This is a genomic window from Enhydrobacter aerosaccus, from assembly GCF_900167455.1.
In the GTDB taxonomy this organism is placed as follows: Bacteria; Pseudomonadota; Alphaproteobacteria; order Reyranellales; family Reyranellaceae; genus Reyranella; species Reyranella aerosaccus.
Map to the genome: position 1 here is coordinate 591,366 of NZ_FUWJ01000001.1, position 24,682 is coordinate 616,047.

Consider the following 24,682-nt stretch of genomic DNA (forward strand, 5'->3'; position numbering starts at 1 on the left):
GCTACGGATTCTGAGGAAAGCCATCCGTCAGAGTCCCCAGGAAGGCAACGATGTCGTCGATCTCCGCTGCCGTCAGGACGGGACGATTATCGGGGCGTGGTCCTAACGGCGGATTTTGATTTACGTTGGTTTGATACGGCCGCGGCAGATCATCGAACTTGCGCACCGTTCCATCGGCATTGCGCGGATACCACTTCTCCGGCTCGGTATCGCGCTCGACATAGAATGCAACGGCTCGTCGGAGATCATGCACGAGCCCGTTGTGGAAGAAGGTCCGGCGCAGGGCGACATTCCGAAGGCTGGGGGTGCGGAAGAGTCCGCAATACTCCGCACGATCCGCCAGATCCGAGCGCAGCGGCCCGCATAAGCCGAGATCGAAAAAAGCCGAATCGGCGTTGGCGGCGATCACAGGGTTTCTGGGAAGGCCAAGGGCGATGAGGCCATAGTCGGTGAATTGCGGTGGCGTGCCGTCATTTCCCACGCGGCTTCGGTGGCAACTTGCGCAGTTGCCTTTGTTCGGATCCTCGAAGAGGGCAAGGCCTCTGGCTTCCTGCGGCGTGAGCCGGGCACGGCCCGCAAGATAGGCATCGTACTTGCTGCTGTAGGGATAGAAGGTGCGGCTGTCTTCCTGGTAGACGGCGAGCGCTTCGCCCAAGGCTGCGAACGCTTTGCTGTCGTCCGCCAGGACGGCTGCACCGAAGATCGCTTCGAAGGCCTCTGTGTATTCACGCTCTCGCAGCCGTTTCACGACATCGCCGGGCGTCGCATTTGCCATCTCGAATGGTGACAGAAGGGGCACCGCCGCCTGGTCGCGATGGCGATCGACCCGGCCATCCCAGGTAAGGCCGCCGGTTGGACCGTTGTCGATGCTGGCGTCGCCTTCGTCATCCGACTCGAAGTAGTGCTCGGAGAATTGCGGCACGGTTTGCAGGTACTTGAGGGAAGGGACCGCGCGCAGCCCTAATTGCTGCAGATCCTTGCCGCCGGCCTGAACCGCGAGCGCGTTCGGCGGTCCAAATCCAACCTTCGGATCGTGACAGGTGGCGCAGGCCAATTTTCCGGAGGCCGATAGCGCAGGATCGAAGAACAGTCTCTGGCCCAGCCGCGTCAAGGCTTCGGCGCGCGCATACGCCATTGCGCGGCTCATGCCCCGCACAGCATCCTGGGCCGAGGCCGCGCCTGAGATCAAAACGGCAATGACCAGAAGGCATGCGCTTGCCCGGCCGGACTTCATGTGAGGCTTCTAACTGAAAGCCTATTGAGAGGCGACGCTGATGCGTACATTCGATTCCCGCCGCCTTCACAAATCTGTCATGGAGGAGAGAGAAACATGATGCCGAGTTGCCGATAGATTGTCGGTACTGCGTCCGTGTCAGGGGGTGATGATGGATCGTCGTTCGCTTGTCTCGTTGGTTGCATTGGCTGCGGCATTGTCCGCCGGTGGGGCGCAAGCCCAGGGCCGATCGGGCGGAATCAATGACATCCAGACCGTTGTCGTCATTTATGCGGAGAATCGCAGCTTCGATAATCTCTACGGGCTTTTTCCCGGAGCCAATGGTCTGCAGAACGTAACGGAAGAAAGTTCCCGCCAACTGGATCGCGACGGATCGGTGCTGAAAGAGCTTCCACCGGTCTGGGGCGGGCTTACGGGGAAGGGTGTTACTCCTGCAGTCACCGAGGCGCAGACCGCGCATCTGGCCAACAAGCCTTTCGCCATTGACGATCCGGCCGGCCTGAACACGTCGCTGGATGTCGTCACTCACGACTTGTGGCATCTTTTCTACCAGAACCAGATGCAGATCGACGGCGGCAAGAACGATCGCTTTGTCGCCTACGGCGATTCCGGTGCGCTTGTGATGGGCTACTACGACGGCTCGAAGCTGCCGCTATGGAACATCGCGCGCAAATACGTCCTCGCCGACAATTTCTTCCAGGCCGCTTTCGGCGGCTCGTTCCTCAATCACTTCTGGCTGGTCTGCGCCTGCACGCCCTTCTACCCGAATGCGGATACCAGCCCGGCCAAGAGCATGATCGCCGCGGTCGAGGCGGACGGTGTGACCCTGAAACCCGCAGCCAATTCGCCGGCCTCGGCGACGGAGGGGATTCCGAAATTCGCGATGAACGGCCTGCTCAGCCCCGATTTCTATGCCGTCAATACGATGCAGCCGCCCTATCAGCCGAGCAACATCAAGCCGGTGCCAGGCGGAGACCCGAAGCTGGCCGACCCGAGTGCACCCAACACGCTGCCACCGCAGAAGGAAGTGACGATCGGCGATCTCCTCAGTCTGAAAGGGATCGGCTGGGCCTGGTATGCCGGCGCCTGGCAGGTCGCGCTCGACGGCAAGAATGCCGCGCCGGTGCCGAACTTTCAGTACCATCACCAGCCGTTCAACTACTTCGTCAATTATGCGCCCGGCACCGCCGCGCGCGCCGAGCATCTCAAGGATGGCGGCTTGAACGGTGAAGAATTCATCAAGGCAATCGACGCCGGCGCGCTGCCCCAGGTCACGTTCTACAAGCCGCAAGGCAATCTGAACGAGCATGCGGGCTATGCCGCCGTCATGTCAGGCGACCGGCATATTGCCGATGTCGTCGCTCATCTGGAGAAGAGCCCGCAATGGAGCCACATGCTCGTCGTCGTCACCTACGATGAGAATGGCGGCTTCTGGGATCACGTCGCGCCACCCCAGGCCGATCGCTGGGGCCCGGGCTCGCGCATTCCAGCCTTCATCGTCTCGCCGTTCGCCAAGAAAGGCTATGTCGATCACACCCAATACGATACGACGTCGATCCTGCGCTTCATCACCAAGCGCTTCGAACTGCCGATCCTGCCGGGCCTGGCCGCACGCGATGCCGCTCTCCGTGCTCACGGCCTTCCGCCGATGGGTGACCTCACGAGCGCTCTGACGTTCTAACGTCTGGGCCCTCAGCTGCGCGGCCGGCCCATTGCCTGCACCACTCGCCGGTCGCGGCCATAGACGTCGTCGCGGAAGGAGACCGAGCCTTCCGCGTTGGCGGTCACCGTGCGGTAGGTGACGTAGAGCCTGACCGGTTCGGGAAAGCCGTAACCGACCTGCTGGCCGTCATCGATGGCGGCGCGGACCTTGTCCTTGTCGAAGCCGCGACTGCCATAGACCTTCTCCACGAAATCGAGGGGGTTCTGCAGCCGGATGCAACCATGGCTGAAATTGCGGCTTCCCTCGGTGAACAGCCAGCGTGTCGCCGTATCGTGCATGTAGATGCCGTACTTGTTGGCGAACGGGAAGAAGATATAGCCCAGCGCATTGTTGGCACCAGGATCCTGGCGAATACGAAACGGAAAGGCTTTGGGATTGATGGCGTTCCAATCGACCGTCGATGGATCGATCTCGCTGTCGTTGTCGCTCCAGCTCGAGAAAATCCTGAAGCCGCTGGCGGCGAGCGCATTGGGATCGCGGCGCAGCATGGGAAGATATTCTTCGCCGGAAATCGACTGCGGAACGGTCCAGTAAGGATTGATCTGGAAGCCGTGCATCACCGATGCGATTTCGGGCGTCGGGTTCTTGGCGGTGCCGACGATGACCAGGCTGTGGAACACGGGTCGGCCGCCATTGACGAACACCATGGAGTAGTCGCCGGCATTCACGAACACATAGCGTGAACCGAGATCCTCCGGCAGCCAGCGCCGGCGCTCGAGATTGGCGACCACCTGATCGATGCGCTCATCGAGGCCGGTGTTGAGCGACTGCGTCGTCTTGGCCCCGATAACGCCATCGACGGTGAGGCCCTTGGTGGCCTGATAGGTCTTTATGACAGCAGCCAGCGGCTCGTCATACAGGTCGGATACGGGACCGGCGACCGGGACCGCCATATCGAGCTCGGCCAGGCGCTTGCGCAGAAGCGGGACGCGCGAGTCGATCATGCCGGGTTTCAGCGCGTCTCCGCTGGGCACGGCGGTAAAGGTCGCGGTCTTGCGCTTGAGCCGCAGCGTCGCCAGCGTTTTCTGCAGGAGAGGGTAGTCCCCTTTCGGTGGCAACGAGGCGAGCCAGGCGGGAAAGTCGGTCGCGTCGGCAGCCTGCTTGAGGAGTTCCGACCGGTCGGCCTTGCGCTGTTGGATGTCGATATCCTTGTCCACGCTGTTGGCGCGGACGCGGCCGGTGGAGACATCGCTGGCGTAGGCGACAAAGGCGTCTGTCAGGAGCTGCTCCGCCCGATCCTGGTCGCCGCCGGGCGATACGGCTTTTTCCAGATCAGCCAGGCGATACCAGTCAGGATCCAGTCCATGATCGCCGGCGGCTCGGATCGCTCCGAGCAGGGCCGCGGCACGGGCCTCGGCGGCCCGCGATCCGGTCCAGAGGTGGTCGGCGGCCAACGAGGGGTCCGACCCGAGAACAGGCGCGATGAGCGCCAGCAAACCGACGAGAAAATGAACGCGTTTCACACGCAATTTATACTCGCGGGACGCAGATTCGTCCATTGAGGCGCGAAGCCATGGACTGACAGAAAATCCAACAGGTCAGCCGTGGCCCGCTGCTTCAATTCGGCCGTCCCGCCGCCGGCCCGAGCCCCCCACGTGACGCAGTTCGAGCGCGCCCAGGCCTGATACTCGGGCTCACTGAAGGCTCGACCGGCGGCGGGGACGAAGTGCCGGCCATCGTCCTCGATGAGGTTGCGGCAGCATGACCAGTTCTCCGCGTCCCGGATATCGAACACGCCACCCAGTGACTCCCAGCCGTGATGCGCGCCGCTATAGACCTTGACCTTGATGCGTCGGTTCCCCGCGGCCCGCATGCGCTCCGCGTATTCGATGGCGAGCGGCGCCGGCGTATAGTCGTCCCGTCCCGCCAGCATGAAGTACATGGGCCGGCCATGGGTTGTGGCGTCGCGGTGCTGCGCGGTCGCTCCCGGGCAGATGGCAACATGCAGGTCGAACAGGTGAGGAAAGCCGGCCCGCCAACGCTGGCGCACGGCGATGGCGGTATTCAACGTCGCCACACCGCCCTTGGAGACGCCCATCACTCCGATCCGATCTGGATCTATTCGCGGGTCGGCACGCAGCAGGGCGAGAGCGGCGAACGCATCGCCCTCCATTTGGGCGGCCGAAACGAGAGACTGATCGGCGACCGTCCGTCGGACGCCGCGGCCACTGAAGCTGTCGATGATCAGCGCGGCCGCTCCCGCTTCGGTGAGGGCCTGTGCATAATAGTGCTCGCGATGCCGCTGCACGCCGGCGCTGCTGGTCAGGAGGACCATGCAGGGAAAGGGCGCGGTGCCTGTGGATGGCAGATGAAGGGACGCCGATACCCGTGCTGGACGGCAGGCGGCGGGATGATCGAAAGTCAGCGTATCGAACGATACCGATTCCATGGACCGTGTTTAGCTTGTCGCCTAGGTTGCGCGCCATGAGCGACAGTCCAGCCCGAAACGCATCTGCGGCCGCCCAGCGAGGGCAGGTGCAGGTTCGCGCCGTTACGGCAGATGAGGCGGGGCTGCGAGTGGATCGCTGGTTTCAGCGACATTTTCCGGAACTGGGCCACGGCGCCCTGCAGAAGCTGCTGCGCACGGGACAGGTACGGCTGGACGGCAAGCGTGTCGAAGCCAGGGATCGGGTCGAGCCCGGCCAGACTGTTCGCCTGCCGCCGGGAGTGACGGCCTCGCCGGCGCCTCAGCCGAAAGCCCAGCCCCGCCTTTCGGACAAGGACGCGGCCGAGATCCAGCGGCTGGTGATCCATCGGGATGCCGAGGTCATCGCGCTGAACAAGCCGCCCGGCCTTGCCGTGCAGGGAGGGACGGGCACGGACAAGCATGTCGACGGCATGCTGGACGCGCTGCGCTTCGGCTACGAGGAACGACCGCGCCTGGTCCATCGGCTGGACAAGGACACGTCGGGCCTTCTGCTGATTGCGAGAACCGGTCAGGCCGCCAAGCGGCTTGCCGAAGCCTTCAGGGATCGGGAGACCGAAAAGCTTTACTGGGCAATCGTGGTGGGCGTCCCGCCTCGTCGCGAGGGAACGATCGACCTGCCTCTGGCGAAGCGGCCGGGGGCACGCGATCGCGAGACGATGCAGGTCGATCACGAGCAGGGTCAGAAAGCCTTGACGCATTTCCGGGAACTCGATCGGGCCGGCAAGCGTGCGGCCCTGCTGGCGCTGTGGCCTCGCACCGGCAGGACCCATCAACTGCGCGTCCACTGCGCCGCCATCGGTTGTCCGATCCTCGGAGATCGCAAATATGGCGGCGAGGAAGCCCTGCTTTCGGCGGTCGCCGACGCCCGGCGGCTTCATCTGCATGCGCGTCGGATCGCCTTGCCCCATCCATCGGGCAAGGGTGAACTCGTCCTGGAGGCCGAGCTGCCGCCTCACTTCCGCCGCACGGTCGAGGCATTGGGCTTCTCGACCGGGTCTTCCGGCTCGGTTGATTGAGCGCACCTTGGCCCTACGCATCCGCATTCCCTGGAAGCAGGTTGTCTGGATAAGCCTCATCAGCGCGCCGGCTATTGCCATCGCAGCCGTGGTATGGGGCAGCACACGGGATCTTTCACGCTACGAAGCGCGATTGGCCGATCACGTCCGCAAGGTTACCGGTCGCGAAATCACGAGTCGCGTCCCACTCTCGATCCACATCGGTCGTCACCCGGCATTGGTTGCGGAAGGCGTCACGCTGAGCAATGCGCCCTGGGGCTCTCGGCCCGAATTGGCGCGAGTGCGCAAGCTCACCCTTTATCTCGATCTGCCGTCGCTGTTGCTCGGCGAGGTCCGGGTCGGCCGCTTGCTGATCGAAGGGGCGGACATCCTGGTGGAACGCAACGAGGTTGGCGATACCAACCTCGAAATGCTGCCGCCGCCCGACGGTTCGGGACCGCGTCCGGCGGACAACCGATCGCTGCGGATCAAGACCAATCCCGCCTTTCCATGGATCGAGACCATCGATGTGCGGGATTCGGCCCTTACCATCGCCGACGGGGCAGGGCGGCCGCCCGTCGTTCTGAATGTGCAGAGCGCCACGTTCAAGTCGACGGCATCGGGCCAGCCGATGCAGATGCAGGCGCGACTGGCGGCGCCGCACGCGACGCCGTTCGACCTCTCCGGGGGAATCGGCACATTCGATGGCTGGCTGCGCGGTCTGCCAGGCACTATCGACGTGCAAGGGAGCTTTGGCGAGGGCCGGGTCACGATCAAAGGCACGGTCGGGGCGGCCAAAGGCACCAATCTGCAGATCACGGGGGAAGGAGCCGATTTCGGGACCTACGGTCCCTATTTGCGGCTGCCCTTGCCAAGCGGCGGCCCTTACAGCTTCACGGCGAAAGCCGTGACTCAGCGCAATGGCCTCAAGGTGGAAGTCCCGTCGTTGAAGGTCGGCAACAGCGACCTCACCGGCGAAGCGCTGTTCCGGGCGGATCGCAATGGGACGCCCATCGCCACCGTGAATATCGATGCCAGCAGGATCGATCTCGACGGCTTGCATGCGGCGCCAGCTTCGGCGGCCGACCCGCAGCCGGGCGCGACGCCACGCTTCTTTCCGACGGCGCCCTTTTCGGCCCGTTGGCTCGGCCGTTCGGAACTGTCGGTCACGGCCCGGGTCGGCGAGATCACGGGCCTGACGAGCAAGGTGCAGAACGGCTCGTTGAGCCTGAGTTCTGGCGAGAAGCGCTTCACGTTGAGGGGCGCGGCGTCGATCGGGAACGGTTCGATGGGATTCGATCTGATCTACGATCCGGCGGGTCGCGTCGGCCAGACGACGCTTACCGGCACGGCGAGCCGAGTCCCGTTCGAGGATCTTGCGACGTTGTTCGGACTGGACCTCGGTCTCAAGGATGCCGTCGGCGATATCGATCTCAAGCTGCGCGGCGGCGGTCGGGCCGCTCATGATGCCCTCAATGTAGCCAATGGTACGATCGAGATCTCGGCCGCCAAGGGCCTGTGGCCGCGCGACTCGCTGGCAGGATGGCCGATCGAGACGCAACGCTTGCTGGGGGGCACCGATAGCGGCGTGCCGTTCAATTGCTTCGCGGGAAGCTTCGAGGTCAGGAACGGGATCGCCAATCTGCGCAGGGTGGTCGTCGACACGCCGCGTGCCCTGTTAATTGGCGGAGGCTACGTATCGCTGCGCAGCGAAGCCTGGGACTTCATCCTGGCGCCCGAGGCGCGCGATCCGCAGGGCGCCGCATTGGCGTCGCCGATCCGGATCAAGGGCGGTATGGGCCGCCAGACCGCCGGGGCCCTCGACCCCGGTCTGGCCAAGCTGCTTGTAGGGGCGGGGCCGATCCCCAGCCTGACAGGCACTTTCGCCCAGATATCGCGCATGCCCAATGTCAATGCCTGCGCCATGCTGGCGACGCGTCTGGACGCGCTGCGGCCTGGTCTGCGCGCCCAGCTTCCAACTCCGACGACGGATCAGCGTGACCGGCCGGGGCGGCCTCAGCACCAGCCCGGGCGGCCCACACCCAGCCGTTAGCGCTCTTGTCGCCGGGGCCAGCCGGCGTGTAAGCCCTCTCCAATGAAGCGGTTCTACAAGGAAACGAGTATCGCGCCTGGCGATGGCGGATGGCAGGTGCTGCTGGACGGCCGGGCGATGCGGACGCCAGCCAAGGCAATTCTCACTGTTCCCACGCAGGCCTTGGCCGAGGCGATTGCTGAAGAATGGCGCGCGGTTCCCGAAAAGGCGGAGATCAAGGTTGCGCATCTGCCGCTGACGCGGTTGGCCGCGACGGGCCTCGACCGCGTGACATCACAGCGCGCGCAGGTGGTCGACGACATCGCGAAGTACGCTGCGTCCGACCTGCTCTGCTATCGGGCCACCGATCCCTCCAGCTTGGTCCAGCGGCAGCACGAGATCTGGCAGCCGCTGCTCGACTGGGTTGCCGAGCGCTATGACGCGCGACTGTCGCTGGCTTCGGGCACGAGCTTCGTCACCCAGTCGCCGGCGGCACTGCTGGCGCTCCGCGAGGCAGTGGCGGCCCACAGCGATATCGCGCTGTCGGCGCTGTACAACCTCACCCATGTTGCCGGTTCGCTGGTTATCGCGCTCGCGGTGGCCGAGCGACGGCTCTCGGCCGAAGACGCCTTCTCGGCCGCCGAACTCGACGAACTGTTTCAGATCGAGCGGTGGGGCGAGGATCCGCTCGCCGCGCAGCGTCTCGCCAACATCAGGAACGATATCGATGCTTGCGCCCGTTTCCTGGCGCTGCTCGAGGACAAGCGGCTGGGAGGCAGTTGATGGGTGCAGGTACGATATTTCGGGAGATCCTGAGCCGAAAAGGCCTGGTCGAGGCGATGGCCGGGCACAGCCCGCTTTCCGCCATGCTGGCTGCCGAGGCCGGCTTCGACGCGGTCTGGGCCTCGGGCTTCGAGCTTTCGGCGCTGTACGGCGTGCCGGACGTCAGCATCGTATCGATGACCCAGCATCTCGATATGACACGCGCCATGGCCGAGCGATCGGGCCTGCCAGTGGTTGCGGATATCGATACGGGCTTCGGCAATGCCATCAACGTTCTCTACGCCGTGGAGCAGTACGAGCGCGCCGGCGCGGCCGCGATCGTCATGGAGGACAAGAGCTTCCCGAAGGTGACCAGCCTTATTGCCGGTGGCCGCCAGGACATGGTCCGCATCGAGGAGTTCCAGGGCAAGATCGAGGCCGCACGTGCAGCGCGACGCGACAAGGATCTGGTGATCGTCGCGCGCACCGAAGCGTTGATTGCCGGCTTGGGCCAGGAGGAGGCGCTGAAGCGTGCGCGCGCCTACGAGGCCGCTGGCGCCGACATGATCCTGGTGCACTCCAAGCAGAAGACGCCGGACGAGATCGAGGCCTTCGTGAAGGCCTGGGATGGCCGCGTGCCGATCGCCCTGGTGCCCACGGCCTATCCGCAGATGACGGTGGCGCGTGTCCGCGAGCTCAAGAAGGTCGGCTTGCTGATCTGGGGCAATCACGCCATCCGGGCTGCCGTCGGTGCGATGCGCCGTACCTTTGCGCAGATCCGCAGGGATGGGGGCATCCACAGTGTCGAGGCGGAGATTGCCACCGTCGAAGACGTGTTCCAATTGCAGGGCATGGGCAAAGTGAAGGACGACGAGAAGCGATTCCTGCGCTAGACCTACCGGCCGTTTTGGCCGAAAACGATTTGTCGGGCCCCATGGTGAAGGCCGGAGTTTCTTGATGCAGAAGATGTTGGATGAGCTTGAGCGGCGCCGGGCCGCGGCACGGCTGGGCGGCGGTCAGCGCCGTATCGATGCGCAGCATGCCAAGGGAAAGTTGACGGCACGCGAGCGCATCGATGTGTTGCTCGATCCCGGCTCCTTCGAAGAATACGACATGTTCGTCGAGCACCGCTCGATCGACTTCGGCATGGAAGGCCAGAAGATTCCCGGCGACGGCGTGGTCACGGGGCACGGCACGATCGGTGGCCGTCTGGTCTACGTCTTCAGCCAGGATTTCACGGTTTTTGGCGGGGCGCTTTCCGGCATGCATGCCGCCAAGATCTGCAAGATCATGGACACCGCCATGAAGGTCGGGGCGCCGGTGCTGGGCCTCAACGATTCGGGCGGTGCGCGCATCCAGGAAGGCGTCGATTCGCTGGCCGGCTACGCCGACGTGTTCCAGAGGAACGTTCTGGCTTCCGGTGTGATTCCCCAGATCTCGATGGTGATGGGACCTTGCGCTGGCGGCGCGGTCTATTCGCCGGCTATGACCGACTTCATCTTCATGGTGAAGGACAGTTCGTACATGTTCGTCACCGGGCCGGACGTGGTGAAGACGGTCACCCACGAAACGGTGACGCAGGAAGAGCTGGGCGGTGCGCTCACTCATACCCAGAAATCCGGCGTGGCGGATCTGGCCTTCGAGAACGACGTCGAGGCGCTGCTGCAACTGCGCCGTTTCGTCGACTTCCTGCCGTCCAACAATCGCGAGAAGCCGCCGGAACGGCCAACGCAGGATCCGTCCGACCGCGAGGACTTCTCGCTCGACACGTTGGTGCCGGACAATCCCAACAAGCCCTACGACATCAAGGAACTGATCCTGAAGGTCGTGGACGAGGGCGACTTCTTCGAGCTGTCGCCCGAGTGGGCCGGCAATATCGTTGTCGGCTTCGGTCGCATGGCCGGTCGCACGGTGGGCTTCGTCGCCAATCAGCCGATGGTGCTGGCGGGATGCCTCGATATCGATTCCTCGCGCAAGGGCGCGCGTTTCGTGCGCTTCTGCGACGCCTTCAACATTCCGATCGTTACCTTCGTCGACGTTCCGGGCTTCCTGCCGGGCACGGCGCAGGAATACGGCGGCATCATCAAGCACGGCGCCAAGCTGCTCTATGCCTATGCCGAGGCGACTGTCCCCAAAGTGACGGTCATCACACGCAAGGCCTATGGCGGCGCCTATGACGTGATGTCATCCAAGCACCTGCGCGGCGACGTGAACTATGCCTGGCCAGGAGCGGAGATCGCCGTCATGGGAGCCAAGGGCGCGGTGGAGATCATCTTCCGCTCCGATATCGGCGATGCCCAGAAGATCGCCGCCCGGACCGAAGAGTATCGCGAGAAGTTCGCCAATCCGTTCGTCGCCGCCAATCGCGGTTTCATCGACGACGTGATCATGCCGCATGGCACGCGGCGGCGGATCTGCCGGGCGCTGGCGACGCTCGAGACCAAGCGTCTGGAAAATCCCTGGCGTAAGCATGGAAACGTGCCGCTATGAGCATCTCCCGCGAGGAGCGTATGCGCAGGGCGCGATCCGTGCGGCTGCACGTGATCATCGCCCTGTTCAGCCTTCTTGCGCTGATTGCGCTGAACGCGGTCTTGAGCAGCCATTATCCCTGGTGGTTGTGGGTGCTGATGGTGTGGATGCCGCTGATCGCTGGGCATACCGCCTGGTCAATGGGCCTGTTCGACCGAAATAAAGAAGGATCGTGAGTATGGCTGCCAAGAAGAAGGTCGCGAAGAAACCGGCGGCTAAGGCGAAGGTAGCAACCGGCGCAGCCTCAGCGAAGGTGGCGCCATCGGGCAAGCTGTTCGACAAGATCTTGATCGCCAATCGCGGCGAAATCGCCTGCCGCGTCATCCGCACCTGCAAGCGGCTGGGAATCAAGACGGTCGCCGTCTACTCGGAGGCCGATGCCGATGCGCTTCACGTTCGCGAGGCCGACGAGAAGGTGTTCATCGGTCCGCCGCCGGCGACGCAATCCTATCTGCTAGCGGACAAGATCATCGACGCCTGCAAGCAGACCGGCGCCCAGGCGGTTCACCCGGGCTATGGCTTTCTGTCCGAGAAGGAGGCCTTCCAGAAGGCCCTGGCCGAGGCCGGAATCACCTTCATCGGCCCCGACGCGCACGCCATCTACGCGATGGGCGACAAGATCGAGTCGAAGAAGCTCGCCCAGAAGGCGGGCGTCAGCACGGTGCCGGGATATCTGGCCGCCATTCCCAATGCCGACGAAGCCGTGAAGATCGCGCAGAAGATCGGCTACCCGGTGATGATCAAGGCCTCTGCCGGAGGCGGCGGCAAGGGCATGCGCATCGCCTACAACGATGCCGAGGCCAAGGAAGGGTTCGTGTCGGCGACTAACGAGGCCAAGTCCTCGTTCGCCGATGATCGCGTTTTCATCGAGAAGTACGTCGAGGAGCCGCGCCACATCGAGATCCAGCTCCTGGCCGACGGCCATGGCAACTGCGTCTATCTGTGGGAGCGCGAGTGCTCGATCCAGCGTCGCCATCAGAAGGTGATCGAGGAGGCGCCGAGCCCGTTCCTCGATGCCAAGACGCGCAAGGCCATGGGCGAGCAGGCCGTCGCGCTCGCGAAGGCCGTGAAATACAAGAGCGCCGGAACTGTCGAGTTCATCGTCGACAAGAACCGCAAGTTCTACTTCCTCGAGATGAACACGCGCCTGCAGGTCGAGCATCCGGTGACCGAGCTGATCACCGGCCTCGATCTTGTGGAGCTCATGATCCGGGTGGCTGCCGGCGAGAAGTTGCCGTTCCAGCAGAAGGACGTGAAGCTCGAAGGCTGGGCCGTCGAGGCGCGCCTTTATGCCGAGGATCCGTTCCGGAACTTCCTGCCCTCCACCGGCCGCCTCGTGAAGTACCGCGAGCCGGTGCCCGGCCCGGACGTGCGCGTCGATACCGGCGTCTACGAAGGCGGCGAGATCTCGATGTTCTACGATCCGATGATCGCCAAGCTCTGCACGTACGGAAAGAACCGAAACGCCGCCATCGACCGCATGCGCCGCGCACTCGACGAATTCTATGTCCGTGGCGTATCGCACAACGTGCCGTTCCTGGCGGCGTTGATGGCGCATCCGCGCTTCGTCGCCGGGAAGCTCACCACCAACTTCATCGCCGAGGAATTCAAGGGCGGTTTCACGGCGGCCCATCTGCCGCCGCGCGACCCGCAGGTGCTCGCGGCCGTCGCCGCCGTCGTCGACCTGGTCCGCGCCGAGCGTCATGGCAAGGTCCAGGACAAGCGTGTCGTGCTGCTCAACCGCCAGCCGATCGCTCTTTCGGTCAGCCGCGACAGCTACGGCTACACCATCCAGGTGGAGGACCGCCGCATCACTGTGGAGACCAATTGGGCGCCGGGCGAGCCACTCGTCCACGCCAAGGTCGATGGTGAGACCATCGCGGCCCAGGTCGATCCCGCAGGATCGGGCTGGCGCCTGTTCCATGGCGGCGGCCACGCCGAGGCTCTGGTCCTGACACCGCGGCAGGCCGAGCTTTATGGCCTGATGCCGGTCAAGGCCGCGCCCGACACCTCCAAGTTCCTGCTGTCGCCCATGCCAGGCCTGCTGGCCTCTGTGGCTGTGGCCGAAGGGCAGGAAGTCAAGGCGGGCGATGCGTTGGCCGTTGTCGAGGCCATGAAGATGGAGAATGTGCTGCGCGCCGTGCAGGACGGCACCGTCAAGACGCTCCACGCCAAAGCCGGCGACAGCCTGAAGGTCGACCAGAAGATCATCGAGTTCGCTTGAGGCAAGGATGCCGTTGCAGGCCCGATTGACCATTACGGGACGGGTGCAGGGCGTCGGCTATCGCGATTGGGCCATCGCGACCGGCCTACGCCTCGGCCTGTCCGGCTGGGTGCGCAATCGCATCGACGGGTCGGTCGAGGCGCTGATCGTTGGCGATGACGGCGCTGTGGGGATCATGATCGAGGCCTGCCGCCGCGGTCCGACGTTGGCCTTGGTCGAGGCGATCGACGTGGAGCCCGTCGACCTCGACATCCTTCCGGAAGGATTTACGCGGCGGCCGACCGAGTAACGGCGGCGTCGAACACTTCCGGAAAGGTGTCCGCCAGCGCGGCATCGAGATCGGCCATCGTCACCGGAAGGCCGAGATCCACCAACGACGTCACGCCATGGCCGGAAATGCCGCATGGCACGATGCCGTCGTAATGCGACAGGTCCGGCTCGACGTTTATGGAGATTCCGTGGAACGAGACCCAATGGCGGATACGCACGCCTATTGCGGCAATCTTGTCTTCGCGCGTCGAGCCATCGGGCAGAGGAGGCTTGTCGGGCCGGGCCACCCAGACGCCAACCCGTCCCTGCCGGCGTTCGGCCGTGATGCCGAACCGGGCGATCGTGCGGATCGTCCATTCTTCGAGGTCGAACACGAAGCGCCTGACGTCCCGCTGGCGGGCCCGAAGGTCGAGCATCGTATAGACCACGCGTTGTCCCGGCCCGTGATAGGTGTATTGGCCGCCACGGCCGGCGACATGGACCGGAAAACGCGACGGTTCCAGCAAATCGGCCGTTTTGGCGCTCGTTCCCGCCGTATAGAGGGGCGGGTGCTCCAACAGCCACAGGAGTTCGCTGGCGCGGCCGTTATGGATATCGGCGACGCGGGCTTCCATAGCGGCCAGGGCCTCCCCATATGGGACAGGGCTGTCGGATAGGCGCCATTCGGGCTGGATCATGCCGGTAAAATCGGCACTTCCGGTCCGCGGTGCAAGTCTGCCCGCGGTCGCACAGAAAGGTTTTCGGGCGTGCCTTGCCACTGGGGAGGCTATTTGGTATCCCCCGCCCCATCGAATCGGCGCGGCCATGGCGGAATTGGTAGACGCGCTAGCTTGAGGTGCTAGTGCCGCGAGGCGTGGAAGTTCGAGTCTTCTTGGCCGCACCACTCGCCGGTTCGATCGAAAAGGTGAATCCTGAGTAGCCGCCTTCGGGCGGCCCTTTTTGTTATGCGAGGCAGGAGACGAGCTTGGCGGACAAATCAACCGACGGCGCGCTCCGTTACCACCGCATCCCCCGGCCCGGGAAAATCGAGGTCGTTCCGACCAAGCCACTGGCGACGCAGCGCGATCTGTCGCTGGCCTATTCCCCCGGCGTAGCCGAGGCTTGCAACGAGATCGTGCGCGATCCGGCCACTGCGGCGGAGCTGACGGCGCGCGCCAACCTGGTCGCCGTAGTGACCAACGGCACCGCGGTCCTTGGCCTGGGCGCGATCGGCCCGCTCGCCGCCAAGCCGGTCATGGAAGGCAAGGGGGTCCTGTTCAAGAAGTTCGCCGGCATCGACGTGTTCGACATCGAACTGGCGGAGCTCGACCAGGAAAAGCTGGTGGACATCGTTGCCGCGCTGGAACCGACTTTCGGCGGCATCAATCTCGAGGACATCAAGGCGCCGGAGTGCTTCTACGTCGAGCAGAAGCTGCGCGAGCGCATGTCGATTCCGGTTTTCCACGACGATCAGCACGGCACTGCGATCATCGTCGGGGCAGCGATGCTGAATGGCCTGTCGCTGGTCGGCAAGGATATCGCCAAGGTGAAGCTTGTCGTGTCGGGGGCGGGCGCGGCCGCGCTGTCCTGTCTCGGCGTCCTCGAGAAGCTGGGTCTGCCGCGCGAGAATATGTGGGTCACGGACATCGCCGGCGTGGTCTGGAAGGGCCGCAATGAACTGATGGACCCTTGGAAGGAGCGGTACGCGCGCGACACGGCGGCGCGGACCCTGGGCGAAGTCATTGAGGGAGCCGACGTCTTCCTGGGGCTTTCCGCCGCCGATGTGCTCAAGCCCGAGATGGTAGCCAAGATGGCGGCAAAGCCGCTGATCTTCGCGCTCGCCAATCCCAATCCCGAGATCCGGCCGGAAGCGGTCGCCGCTGTCCGGGACGACGCCATCATGGCGACCGGTCGCAGCGATTATCCCAACCAGGTCAACAACGTCCTCTGCTTTCCCTACATTTTCCGCGGCGCCCTCGATGTGGGAGCGACGACGGTCAACGACGAGATGAAGATCGCCTGCGTGCGTGCTCTTGCCGAACTGGCGCGCAAGGAGCCGTCCGAGGTCGTCGCGCGGGCCTTTGGCGAAGTCGTTGGCGGTTTCGGCCCCGATCAGATCATTCCCAAGCCGTTCGATCCCCGCCTGATCGTGGAGCTGGCGCCCGCTGTCGCCAAGGCAGCCATCGATTCAGGTGTCGCCACCCGGCCGATCGCGGATCTCGAGACCTACCGCCAGCAGCTCAGCCAGTTCGTCTTCAAGTCGGGCCTGGTGATGCGGCCTGTCTTCGAGCAGGCCCGGACCGCCCCCAAGCGCGTCATCTTCAGCGCCGGCGAGGACGATCGCGTGCTGCGGGCGACCCAGATCATTCTGGACGAGCGGATCGCCATTCCGATTCTGATCGGCCGACCGGACATCATCCGCCGCCGTACGGAGCGGCTGGGCCTGCGGTTCAAGCCGGGCGTTGACGTCGAGCTGGTCGATCCGTCCAGCGACCCGCGCTACGACCGTTACTGGGGCGCCTATCATGCGCTGATGGAGCGGCGCGGCGTGACCGAACCGACGGCGCGCAATCTTGTCCGGTCGAGCCCGACGCTGATCGCCGCCCTTGCCGTGCATCTGGGCGATGCCGATGCGATGATCGCGGGCGCCTACGGCCGCTTCCAGACGCATCTCCGCCATGTGCGGGATGTGATCGGTGTCCGCGACGGCGTGCGTCACATGGCGGCGCTCAGCCTGCTCGTCATGCCGACGCGATCCCTGTTCATCGCCGACACCTACGTGAACGACGATCCCGACGCCGAGACGTTGGCGGACATCACCTTGCTGGCGGCCGACGAGGTCCTGCGCTTCGGCGTCCAGCCTCGGGTGGCGCTACTCTCGCATTCGTTGTTCGGCAGCTCGGACAGCCCGTCGGCCCGCAAGATGGCGGCAGCCGTCCAGCTCCTGCACAAGCGGGCACCGTCGCTGGAGGTCGAGGGCGAGATGCATGGCGATGCCGCGCTGGACGTCGATATCCGTCAGAGCGTGTTCCCGAACGCGCGCCTCAAGGGCGCGGCCAACCTGGTGATCTGCCCGTCGCTCGACGCCGCCAACATTTCGTTCAACCTTCTCAAGACGGCGGCCGACGGCCTGCATATCGGTCCGATGCTGCTGGGGACGAAGCAACCGGCGCACGTGCTCACGCCGTCGGTCACGGCAAGAGGCATCCTCAACATGACCGCACTGTCTGTCGTGGAAGCCCAACGTCAGGCCGAGGCGCGGGGATGAACCCGCAGGGCGACCTGCTCGATGAGGTGACGCCGGAACTGGTCCGGCGAATCGAGGCGGCGCTCGACGAAGGCAGGACCGATCAGGTCAGGGGGCTGGTTGCCGATCTCAGCCCTTCGGGGCAGGCCGCCGTTCTCGAGCAGCTGCCCGACTCGCAGCGCGAAGTGCTGGTGGGTCTGCTCAAACGGGAACTCGATCCCGAGGTCCTGACCGAACTCGACGCGGAGGTCCGGGACGAGGTTCTGGAGCAGTTCGACAGCAAGGATATCGCGGCGGCGGCGCGGGAGCTGGAGACCGATGATGCCGCCAATCTGCTCGAGGATTTGCCGGAGGAGGAGCGCCGGGAGGTTCTTTCGGAGTTGTCTCCGGCGGATCGCATCGAGATCGAATCGACGCTTGCCTATCCGGACGAATCTGCGGGCCGCCTCATGCAGCGGTCACTGGTCAAGGTTCCGGACAACTGGACCATTGGACAGGTAATCGACCATTGCCGCGAGGCGGACGACCTCCCGGACGACGTCTATGACCTTTTCGTCGTCGATGCGGCCGGCCGGCTCCGGGGCTCGGTGCCGCTTGGCCGCATGCTGCGCACCAAGCGCCCGGTTCCGATCCTCGACCTGGTCGATCCCGACATTCCCTCCGTTCCCGTCACGGCCGACCAGACCGAGGTGGCCCATCTCTTCCGCGACCAGAATCTCGTCTCCTGCCCTGTGGTAGATGCCGAAGGCAGATTGCTCGGCGTGATCATGGTCGACGACGTGGTGGACGTGATCGACGAGGAGGCCGAAGCCGAACTGCTCAACATGGGCGGTGTCGGTGTCGCCGACATGCATGCCGGGACCATCCGCACCGTTCGCCTGCGTGGGCTCTGGCTTGCCGTCAATCTCCTGACGGCAGTCATCGCGTCCGTGGTCATCGGCCAGTTCGAGAATGCCATCGAGAAGATCGTGGCGCTTGCCGTGCTCATGCCGATCGTGGCCTCGATGGGTGGCAATGCCGGGACACAGACAGTCACGGTCGCCGTGCGTGCTCTGGCGATGGGCGAGCTGACGGCGGCGAACGCTCTGCGCTTCATTGCCAAGGAGGTCGCCGTCGGAGGGCTGAATGGAATCATCTTCGCGGCGCTGATGGGGACCGCAGTGGTGGTCTGGTATCAGGACTGGCGGCTGGGGGCCGTGATCGCTGCGGCGCTCGTTTGCAATCTTGTGGCCGCGGCCCTCAGCGGAACCCTTATACCGCTCGGATTGCAGAAGTTCGGTGTCGATCCGGCGGTTTCCTCGACGGTGTTCCTGACCACGGTGACGGACGTCACCGGTTTCCTCGCCTTTCTCGGCCTGGCGACGCTCTTTTTGCTCTAACGTGCAAAGGCGAGGGGCCCGCTGTTCGTGGCCTCTGCGCGAATTGCGGTAGCGATTTCCGTCTCCTCGTCGCTCCGCCAAGCGAGCATCACGCGTCGCTCCAGCGTCAGCTCCCGGATTGACGCAGCGGTCATGCCGGCGCGCAACAGCGAGCGCGGCATGAAGCAGCCGCCGAAGCCGGCCAGCACCGCGGCGGCACATCGGCCCTCGTCGCTGGAGCGCAGAACGACGGGCGGACGGGCGCCTTCGGACGCGAAAGCCTTTTGCGCATCTTGATGGGCCTCGCAGCCGGCGCGCAGCACGAAAGGCGTGTCGGCGAGTTCCCTGGCGGACCAACGGTCGCGTGTGGCGATGCGATGCGTGGTGGCGGCAGCCAGCACGTAGGGTTCACGGAAGAGTGAGATGAGGCGATCGCCGCTTATGGGATGGCGGACCGGAAACAGGCCAATGTCGCATCGGCCGCGCCGCCAGCGTTCCTGGACCGCCTCGGCGCTGCCTTCTGAGATCTCGATAGCGAATTGCTCGCGGCCCTTGACCGCGGCAAGCCACTGCATCGCAGCGTCGATGGCGACCGTCGACGCAATGGCCACCCGTAGCGTTCGCTGCCGACCAGCCGATCGCGATTCGCTCCGAGCCAGCTTCCAGGCCTCGATCATCGAGCGCGCATGAGGCAGGAAGCGCTGGCCCGCCATCGTCAGAGCCACCCGTCGTCCGCGGTCGAACAGCCGTGTGCCGAGCTCGTCCTCCAGTCGCGCAATGCCGGCGGACAGGGTGGGCTGGGTGACATGGCAGCGATCCGCTGCCGAGGTGAAATTCGACGTCTCGGCGACAGCCAGGAAGTAACGAACGAAGACGAGGTTCATGAATAGATTTTGACTATCATTATGACAGGAACAATCGATTTCCTCTATTCGATGGGCGGCCTTATGGGAGGGGCATGAGCGCCTTGGAAATTGAGCGGCAGGACGAGATCGCGATCGTCACTCTGGCCCGGCCGCCGATGAACGCGATGACAACAGAGCTTCTCGAAGAGGCGTCTTCCGTCTTCGGCGAGCTGGCAGCGCAGGAGTCCGTGCGCGCCGCGGTGATCACGGGCCAGGGACCGGCGTTTTCGGCCGGGCTTGATCTCAAGGTCGTTCCGCGCCTCGGGCCGTCGGAGCAGCGCCGTCTTATCATGGCGTTGAACGACGCTTTCGGCGCGCTCTATGCCTGGCCCAAGCCGCTCGTGGCGGCCGTCAACGGACATGCGATCGCCGGTGGATTGGTGCTCGCACTCTGCGCCGACTGCAGGATTGCGGCCGATGTGGCGTTACAGGTGAGCCTTGCCGAGGTGAAGGTCGCGGTGACCTATCCTGTCGCCGCGCTGGAGGTGGCGCGTGCTGAGCTGGTTCCGGCAGCGGCACGCCGTCTGATCCTGCTCGGCGAAAGCCTCGATATGCAGCAGGCGCTTTCGCTGGGCGTGTTCGACCGCTGCGTGCCGCCGCGCTCCCTTTTGCTGGAGGCGGTCGGGCAGGCACGCCGCCATGCCGAACTGCCCTCGAAGGCCTTCGCCACCATCAAGCGAGAATTGAGGGCAACGTCGTTGGCCCGGATCGCCGCGGCCCGCGCCGGCGACGGAGAGCCTCGCCTCGAGGAATGGCTGGGCGAGGAGACGCGGCGCGCTGCGTCCGCCGCATTGCGCCGGCCGGCTTGACGTCGCGGCTTCGCATCATCGCGACAGCAGGGTAGGTTGTCCGTCAGGACAAGGACACGCCCGCGCAAACAGACGGACACGAGAAGGTAGAAGCAACATGATCCCCAACGCCATGCCGCCCTTCGATTTCGGCCTCGGCGAGACAGCCGATGCGTTGCGCGAGCAGGTCCAGCGCTTCGCCACCGATCAGGTCGCGCCGATCGCGGCCGAGATCGACAAGACGGACCGCTTTCCGCGCGAGCTGTGGCCCAAGATGGGCGAGCTGGGGCTGCACGGCATCACCGTCGAGGAAGAATATGGCGGGACGGGGCTCGGCTATCTCGAGCACGTCATCGCCGTCGAGGAGGTCAGCCGCGCGTCGGCCGCCGTCGGCCTGAGCTATGGCGCCCATTCGAACCTCTGCGTCAACCAGATCCGCCGCAATGGCAGCGACGAGCAGAAGCGCCGCTTCCTGCCCAAGCTGATTTCCGGCGAGCATGTCGGCAGCCTGGCCATGAGCGAGTCCGGGGCCGGCTCCGACGTCGTATCCATGAAGCTGCGGGCGGAGAAGAAGGGCGACCGCTACGTGCTGAACGGCACCAAGATGTGGATCACCAACAGCCCCGATGCGCAGGTGATCGTGGTCTACGCCAAGACCGATCCCAATGCCGGCTCGCGTGGCATTACCGCCTTTATCGTCGAGACTGATCGCAAGGGCTTCAAGGTTGCCCAGAAGCTCGACAAGATGGGGATGCGCGGCTCCTCGACCGGTGAGCTGGTCTTCGAGGATTGCGAAATCCCGGAGGAAAACGTCCTGGGCGCCATCGGCAAGGGCGTGAACGTGCTGATGAGCGGCCTCGACTACGAGCGCGCGGTGCTGGCGGCGGGACCGATCGGCATCATGCAGGCCGCCATGGATATCGTCGTGCCTTATGTGCACGAGCGCAAACAGTTCGGGCAGGCGATCGGCGAGTTCCAGCTCGTCCAGGGTAAGCTCGCCGACATGTACACGACCATGAATGCCTGCAAGGCCTATGTGTACGCGGTCGCCAAGGCCTGCGACCGCGGCCAGACCACGCGCAAGGATTCTGCCGGCGCGATCCTCTACGCGGCGGAGAAAGCAACCCAGGTAGCGCTCGACGCTATCCAGCTCCTGGGCGGAAACGGCTACATCAACGACTATCCGACCGGCCGGCTGCTGCGCGATGCCAAGTTGTACGAGATCGGCGCCGGCACCAGCGAGATCCGCCGCATGTTGATCGGCCGCGAGCTGTTTGCGGAGAGCATGTGAAACTTCTTAAAAAGTTGTGGACGCATATCGGTTCGACAACTGCGCTGCTTCTAGGGGGGCTCGGATTGCTGGGGGCTTTCGGCGCCGCATATGTCGGTCGCGGTCGCGGCACCGGTGATGGCGATCTGATTGTCAGTGCACCGATAGTTCTGCTGGGCGCTTTGGCATACAGATCGGCGAAAAAGAGAATGTTGGGGCAGGTTCCATCAACAACGCTGCGCCGGATTTGCGAAGCCGTTGCGTTGCTCTGCATCGTGGCGCTCGTTTGTTCCACTGCCAATTTTATCAAGCTCATGGCCATCCAGCCTGTTCACTACGTGCTGATCCCAGCTTGGGTGTTGATCGCCTATCTGTTCGTGGGCTTTCGCAAGCCCAAGGAAATTGGCTTAAACTAGGATTGACGGCATTTGCTTGTTTTTACACGCCGTGTAGAAAAGACCGATGCCGCGCTATCTCACCGAACAGGACATCGCCGACTTCCGGGCTCGGCTGTGCGAGGTCGCGACCGAGCGATTTGCCAAGCTTGGTTACGAGGGCGTCACGATGCGGCAGCTCGCCGAAGCCCTCGGCTGCAGCCCGAAGACGCCCTATCGATATTTCAAGGACAAGGCCGACATCCTGGCGACGGTGCGGGCGCAGGCGTTCGATCGGTTTGCTCGAGCTCTGGAGGGGGCCGCCAAGGCACCGCCGGGTGAGCGCGGCCGGCGCACGACGGAGGCCTATCTCGACTTCGCGCTGAAGAACCCGCATGCCTATCGGATCATGTTCGATCTCGACACGCCGATCGACGACAGCCATCCGGAACTTCTGGAGGCATGTGATCGGGCCGCGACCTACATCACCCGCGGGGCCGAGCAGATGGCGGCGGCAGGCCTGATCGACGTCGATCCCCAGCTGTTCGGCTGGGCTACCTGGGCCGCCTTACATGGAATCGTGATGTTGCGTCAGTCGGGCATGCTCAAGCATGGACCCGACTACAAGGCGCTCAGCGCCTTTCACGCCGCCTTGATGAGGAAGGGAGCGGCCCCGGAGCGGAAGCGGGCACAGAAAAGAGCTTAAATTCTCAGCCTGTCGGCCCCATGTTAGCGCGGAACGGACAGGCGAGGCGTGCATGGCGGACGACGACGTCACCCTTTTCGGCAAGCTCAAGAACAAGCTGATCGACAGCAAGCAGAAATGGGCCCAGGACGGCCGGCTGCTGACGGGCCACGACGCGCCACCGACCGAGCGCCTGCCGCCCGGCCAGCGCCAGGTCGAGAACTGGCCGGTCCTCGACCTCGGCGTCCAGCCGGAGATTCCGCTTCATGCCTGGCGGCTGTTCGTGGACGGCGAGGTCGAGGAACCGACCAGCTGGAAATGGGGCGAGTTCACCGATCTGCCCAAGACCACCCTCACGACCGACATTCATTGCGTGACGGCATGGTCGCGCTACGACAACCGCTGGGAAGGCGTGTCTGCCCGCGACCTGATTGCGCTGGTCAGGCCCAAGGCCGAGGCGCAGCACGTGATCTTCCATTCCTACGACACCTACACGACCAACGTGCCGCTGGCGGATTTCGCCGGCGAGGACGTGCTGCTGGCCTGGAGCTGGAACGACGAGCCGATCAGCCGCGAGCATGGCGGGCCGCTGCGCATCGTGATCCCCAAGCTCTATTTCTGGAAGAGCGCCAAGTGGATCAAGCGCATCGAATTCTCCGTGCTGGACAAGCCTGGCTTCTGGGAGGTGCGCGGCTATCACAATTACGGCGATCCATGGCGCGAGCAGCGCTACGACGAGGAGGCGTGAATGGCCTCGGCGCACGATTTCACCTTCACGACCATCGACAACAAGCCGCTGGACCTGAAGGACTTCGCCGGTCGACCGGTGTTGCTCGTGAACGTGGCGTCCTTCTGTGGGTTTACGCCGCAATATACGGAGTTGCAGAAGCTGCACGAGACCTACGGCCCGCGCGGCCTGGTCGTGCTCGGCGTGCCCTGCAACGATTTCGGTGCCCAGGAACCCAAGACCGAGCCCGAGATCGCGCAATTCTGCGAGACGGGCTACGGCGTTACCTTTCCCCTGACGTCCAAGCAGAAGGTCATCGGCGGCGATGCGCATGCCTTCTATCGATGGATCGTCGAGCAGGCGGGCGAGGGGGCGGCGCCGCGCTGGAACTTCCACAAGTATCTGATCGGCAAGGACGGTCAGCTGCTTGGCGGCTGGCCGAGCCGCGTGACGCCGACCGCACCCGAAATGGTCCAGGCGATCGAGGCGGCGCTGTAGCTATTTCAGGACGTGGCGGATCTTTTCGAAGACGTCGTGGAACATCTCGGTCGTCAGCCGGCCGGTGTTCGTGTTGTAGCGCGAGCAGTGATAGCTGTCGGCGAGGTGAAGGCCCGTAGGCAGGGCGTGCAATCGGCTGTGAATGAAGGGATAGCTGCCCGCAGGCCGCACGGTCAGAGCGCGCAGTATCTGATCATGGGCGCCCTTGCCCAAAGCCAGGATCACCTTGAGGTTGGGCATCATGGCCAGTTCGGCCTGCAGGAAAGGGCGGCAGGCAGTGAATTCGATCGGCAGCGGCTTGTTCTCCGGCGGCAGGCAGCGCACCGCGTTGGCGATGCGGCAGCCGACCAGGTGCAGCCCGTCATTGGGATCGGCCCGATAGGTACCCTGGGCGAAGCCGAACTTCAGCAGGGTCGAATAGAGAAGATCGCCCGCATAGTCGCCGGTGAAGGGACGTCCGGTCCGGTTGGCGCCCTTCATTCCCGGCGCGAGGCCGACGATCAGAAGTCCCGCATCGAGATTGCCGAACGACCGCACTGGCGCATTCCCCCAGTCGGGATACTTCGCCTGTAGCTCGTGGCGGAAAGCCACGAGCCTCGGGCAACGCGGGCAATCGAGCGGCGGCTCGTCGAAAGCAGGGGCAGCCACAGCTTC

At 64.4% G+C, this 24,682-nt stretch carries 23 protein-coding genes and 1 tRNA gene; 18 read left to right on the top strand and 6 right to left on the bottom strand.

Annotated elements, in window-relative coordinates; genetic code table 11:
- Window position 1: 1 nt before the first annotated feature.
- Window positions 2–1,135 (bottom strand): cytochrome-c peroxidase, encoded by a 1,134-nt coding sequence (locus B5D62_RS02755; RefSeq protein WP_231714704.1) that lies wholly within the window; start codon window positions 1,133–1,135, stop codon window positions 2–4.
- Window positions 1,136–1,385: 250 nt separating this feature from the next.
- Between B5D62_RS02755 and B5D62_RS02760 the strand changes: the two genes are divergently transcribed.
- Window positions 1,386–2,915, top strand: coding sequence for an acid phosphatase (locus B5D62_RS02760; protein ID WP_085933490.1), 1,530 nt, complete (start codon window positions 1,386–1,388; stop codon window positions 2,913–2,915).
- 11 nt (window positions 2,916–2,926) lie between these two features.
- On the opposite strand, the gene B5D62_RS02765 is transcribed toward B5D62_RS02760, so the two are convergent.
- Together B5D62_RS02765 and B5D62_RS02770 are read right to left on the bottom strand one after the other, a co-directional pair.
- Window positions 2,927–4,420: a L,D-transpeptidase family protein gene (locus tag B5D62_RS02765; RefSeq protein ID WP_170920757.1), complete on the bottom strand. Its 1,494-nt coding sequence runs from the start codon at window positions 4,418–4,420 to the stop codon at window positions 2,927–2,929.
- Window positions 4,417–5,346, bottom strand: coding sequence for a dienelactone hydrolase family protein (locus B5D62_RS02770; protein ID WP_085932285.1), 930 nt, complete (start codon window positions 5,344–5,346; stop codon window positions 4,417–4,419). The genes B5D62_RS02765 and B5D62_RS02770 overlap by 4 nt, the downstream gene beginning before the upstream one ends.
- Window positions 5,347–5,381: 35 nt before the next feature.
- Between B5D62_RS02770 and B5D62_RS02775 the strand changes: the two genes are divergently transcribed.
- From B5D62_RS02775 to B5D62_RS02810, 8 genes are all read left to right on the top strand, one after another.
- Window positions 5,382–6,401: an RluA family pseudouridine synthase gene (locus B5D62_RS02775; RefSeq protein ID WP_085932286.1), complete on the top strand. Its 1,020-nt coding sequence runs from the start codon at window positions 5,382–5,384 to the stop codon at window positions 6,399–6,401.
- A gap of 7 nt (window positions 6,402–6,408) precedes the next feature.
- Window positions 6,409–8,433: an AsmA family protein gene (locus B5D62_RS02780; protein ID WP_170920758.1), complete on the top strand. Its 2,025-nt coding sequence runs from the start codon at window positions 6,409–6,411 to the stop codon at window positions 8,431–8,433.
- A gap of 42 nt (window positions 8,434–8,475) precedes the next feature.
- Window positions 8,476–9,195 carry an ATP12 family chaperone protein gene (locus B5D62_RS02785; protein WP_085932288.1) on the top strand — a complete coding sequence of 240 codons (720 nt, stop codon included), beginning with the start codon at window positions 8,476–8,478 and terminating at the stop codon, window positions 9,193–9,195.
- Window positions 9,195–10,067 carry a phosphonopyruvate hydrolase gene (locus tag B5D62_RS02790; protein ID WP_085932289.1) on the top strand — a complete coding sequence of 291 codons (873 nt, stop codon included), beginning with the start codon at window positions 9,195–9,197 and terminating at the stop codon, window positions 10,065–10,067. The genes B5D62_RS02785 and B5D62_RS02790 overlap by 1 nt, the downstream gene beginning before the upstream one ends.
- Before the next feature lie 64 nt (window positions 10,068–10,131).
- Complete coding sequence (locus B5D62_RS02795; RefSeq protein WP_085932290.1) at window positions 10,132–11,664, top strand: acyl-CoA carboxylase subunit beta; 1,533 nt, start codon at window positions 10,132–10,134, stop codon at window positions 11,662–11,664.
- Window positions 11,661–11,879: a 2TM domain-containing protein gene (locus B5D62_RS02800; protein WP_085932291.1), complete on the top strand. Its 219-nt coding sequence runs from the start codon at window positions 11,661–11,663 to the stop codon at window positions 11,877–11,879. The genes B5D62_RS02795 and B5D62_RS02800 overlap by 4 nt, the downstream gene beginning before the upstream one ends.
- Window positions 11,880–11,974: 95 nt before the next feature.
- Window positions 11,975–13,927, top strand: coding sequence for an acetyl-CoA carboxylase biotin carboxylase subunit (locus tag B5D62_RS02805; protein ID WP_085933491.1), 1,953 nt, complete (start codon window positions 11,975–11,977; stop codon window positions 13,925–13,927).
- A 7-nt stretch (window positions 13,928–13,934) separates the two neighbouring features.
- On the top strand, window positions 13,935–14,216 hold the full coding sequence (locus tag B5D62_RS02810) for an acylphosphatase (RefSeq protein ID WP_085932292.1): 282 nt from the start codon (window positions 13,935–13,937) through the stop codon (window positions 14,214–14,216).
- Here B5D62_RS02810 and lipB read toward each other — a convergent pair.
- On the bottom strand, window positions 14,194–14,874 hold the full coding sequence (lipB, locus tag B5D62_RS02815) for a lipoyl(octanoyl) transferase LipB (protein ID WP_085932293.1): 681 nt from the start codon (window positions 14,872–14,874) through the stop codon (window positions 14,194–14,196). The two genes, B5D62_RS02810 and lipB, sit on opposite strands and share 23 nt — an antisense overlap.
- Window positions 14,875–14,995: 121 nt before the next feature.
- Between lipB and B5D62_RS02820 the strand changes: the two genes are divergently transcribed.
- The 3 genes from B5D62_RS02820 (at window position 14,996) to mgtE (ending at window position 18,802) form a co-directional block, all read left to right on the top strand.
- Window positions 14,996–15,080 (top strand) — tRNA-Leu (locus B5D62_RS02820).
- 81 nt (window positions 15,081–15,161) lie between these two features.
- Window positions 15,162–17,444, top strand: a complete 2,283-nt coding sequence (locus tag B5D62_RS02825) for an NADP-dependent malic enzyme (protein ID WP_085932294.1) — start codon at window positions 15,162–15,164, stop codon at window positions 17,442–17,444.
- The gene (mgtE, locus tag B5D62_RS02830) at window positions 17,441–18,802 is read left to right on the top strand and encodes a magnesium transporter (RefSeq protein WP_085932295.1); all 1,362 of its coding nucleotides are present in this window, start codon (window positions 17,441–17,443) and stop codon (window positions 18,800–18,802) included. Before B5D62_RS02825 ends, mgtE begins: the two co-directional genes overlap by 4 nt.
- Here the strand turns inward: mgtE and B5D62_RS02835 are convergent.
- Window positions 18,799–19,665 carry a LysR family transcriptional regulator gene (locus B5D62_RS02835; protein WP_085932296.1) on the bottom strand — a complete coding sequence of 289 codons (867 nt, stop codon included), beginning with the start codon at window positions 19,663–19,665 and terminating at the stop codon, window positions 18,799–18,801. The two genes, mgtE and B5D62_RS02835, sit on opposite strands and share 4 nt — an antisense overlap.
- 74 nt (window positions 19,666–19,739) lie before the next feature.
- Here B5D62_RS02835 and B5D62_RS02840 point away from each other — a divergent pair, with 74 nt between their 5' ends.
- The 6 genes from B5D62_RS02840 (at window position 19,740) to B5D62_RS02865 (ending at window position 24,028) form a co-directional block, all read left to right on the top strand.
- A complete protein-coding gene (locus B5D62_RS02840) occupies window positions 19,740–20,495 on the top strand; it encodes an enoyl-CoA hydratase/isomerase family protein (protein ID WP_085932297.1) in 756 nt (251 codons plus the stop codon).
- Window positions 20,496–20,592: 97 nt separating this feature from the next.
- Window positions 20,593–21,765 (top strand): isovaleryl-CoA dehydrogenase, encoded by a 1,173-nt coding sequence (locus B5D62_RS02845; RefSeq protein ID WP_085932298.1) that lies wholly within the window; start codon window positions 20,593–20,595, stop codon window positions 21,763–21,765.
- The gene (locus tag B5D62_RS02850; RefSeq protein WP_085932299.1) at window positions 21,762–22,160 is read left to right on the top strand and encodes a hypothetical protein; all 399 of its coding nucleotides are present in this window, start codon (window positions 21,762–21,764) and stop codon (window positions 22,158–22,160) included. The genes B5D62_RS02845 and B5D62_RS02850 overlap by 4 nt, the downstream gene beginning before the upstream one ends.
- Before the next feature lie 46 nt (window positions 22,161–22,206).
- Window positions 22,207–22,824 (top strand): TetR/AcrR family transcriptional regulator, encoded by a 618-nt coding sequence (locus tag B5D62_RS02855; protein ID WP_085932300.1) that lies wholly within the window; start codon window positions 22,207–22,209, stop codon window positions 22,822–22,824.
- A 52-nt stretch (window positions 22,825–22,876) separates the two neighbouring features.
- A complete protein-coding gene (locus B5D62_RS02860) occupies window positions 22,877–23,551 on the top strand; it encodes a sulfite oxidase-like oxidoreductase (protein WP_085932301.1) in 675 nt (224 codons plus the stop codon).
- A complete protein-coding gene (locus tag B5D62_RS02865) occupies window positions 23,552–24,028 on the top strand; it encodes a glutathione peroxidase (protein ID WP_085932302.1) in 477 nt (158 codons plus the stop codon).
- Here B5D62_RS02865 and B5D62_RS02870 read toward each other — a convergent pair whose 3' ends face one another.
- Window positions 24,029–24,676: a uracil-DNA glycosylase gene (locus B5D62_RS02870; RefSeq protein WP_085932303.1), complete on the bottom strand. Its 648-nt coding sequence runs from the start codon at window positions 24,674–24,676 to the stop codon at window positions 24,029–24,031. It lies immediately after the preceding gene.
- Window positions 24,677–24,682: the final 6 nt, after the last annotated feature.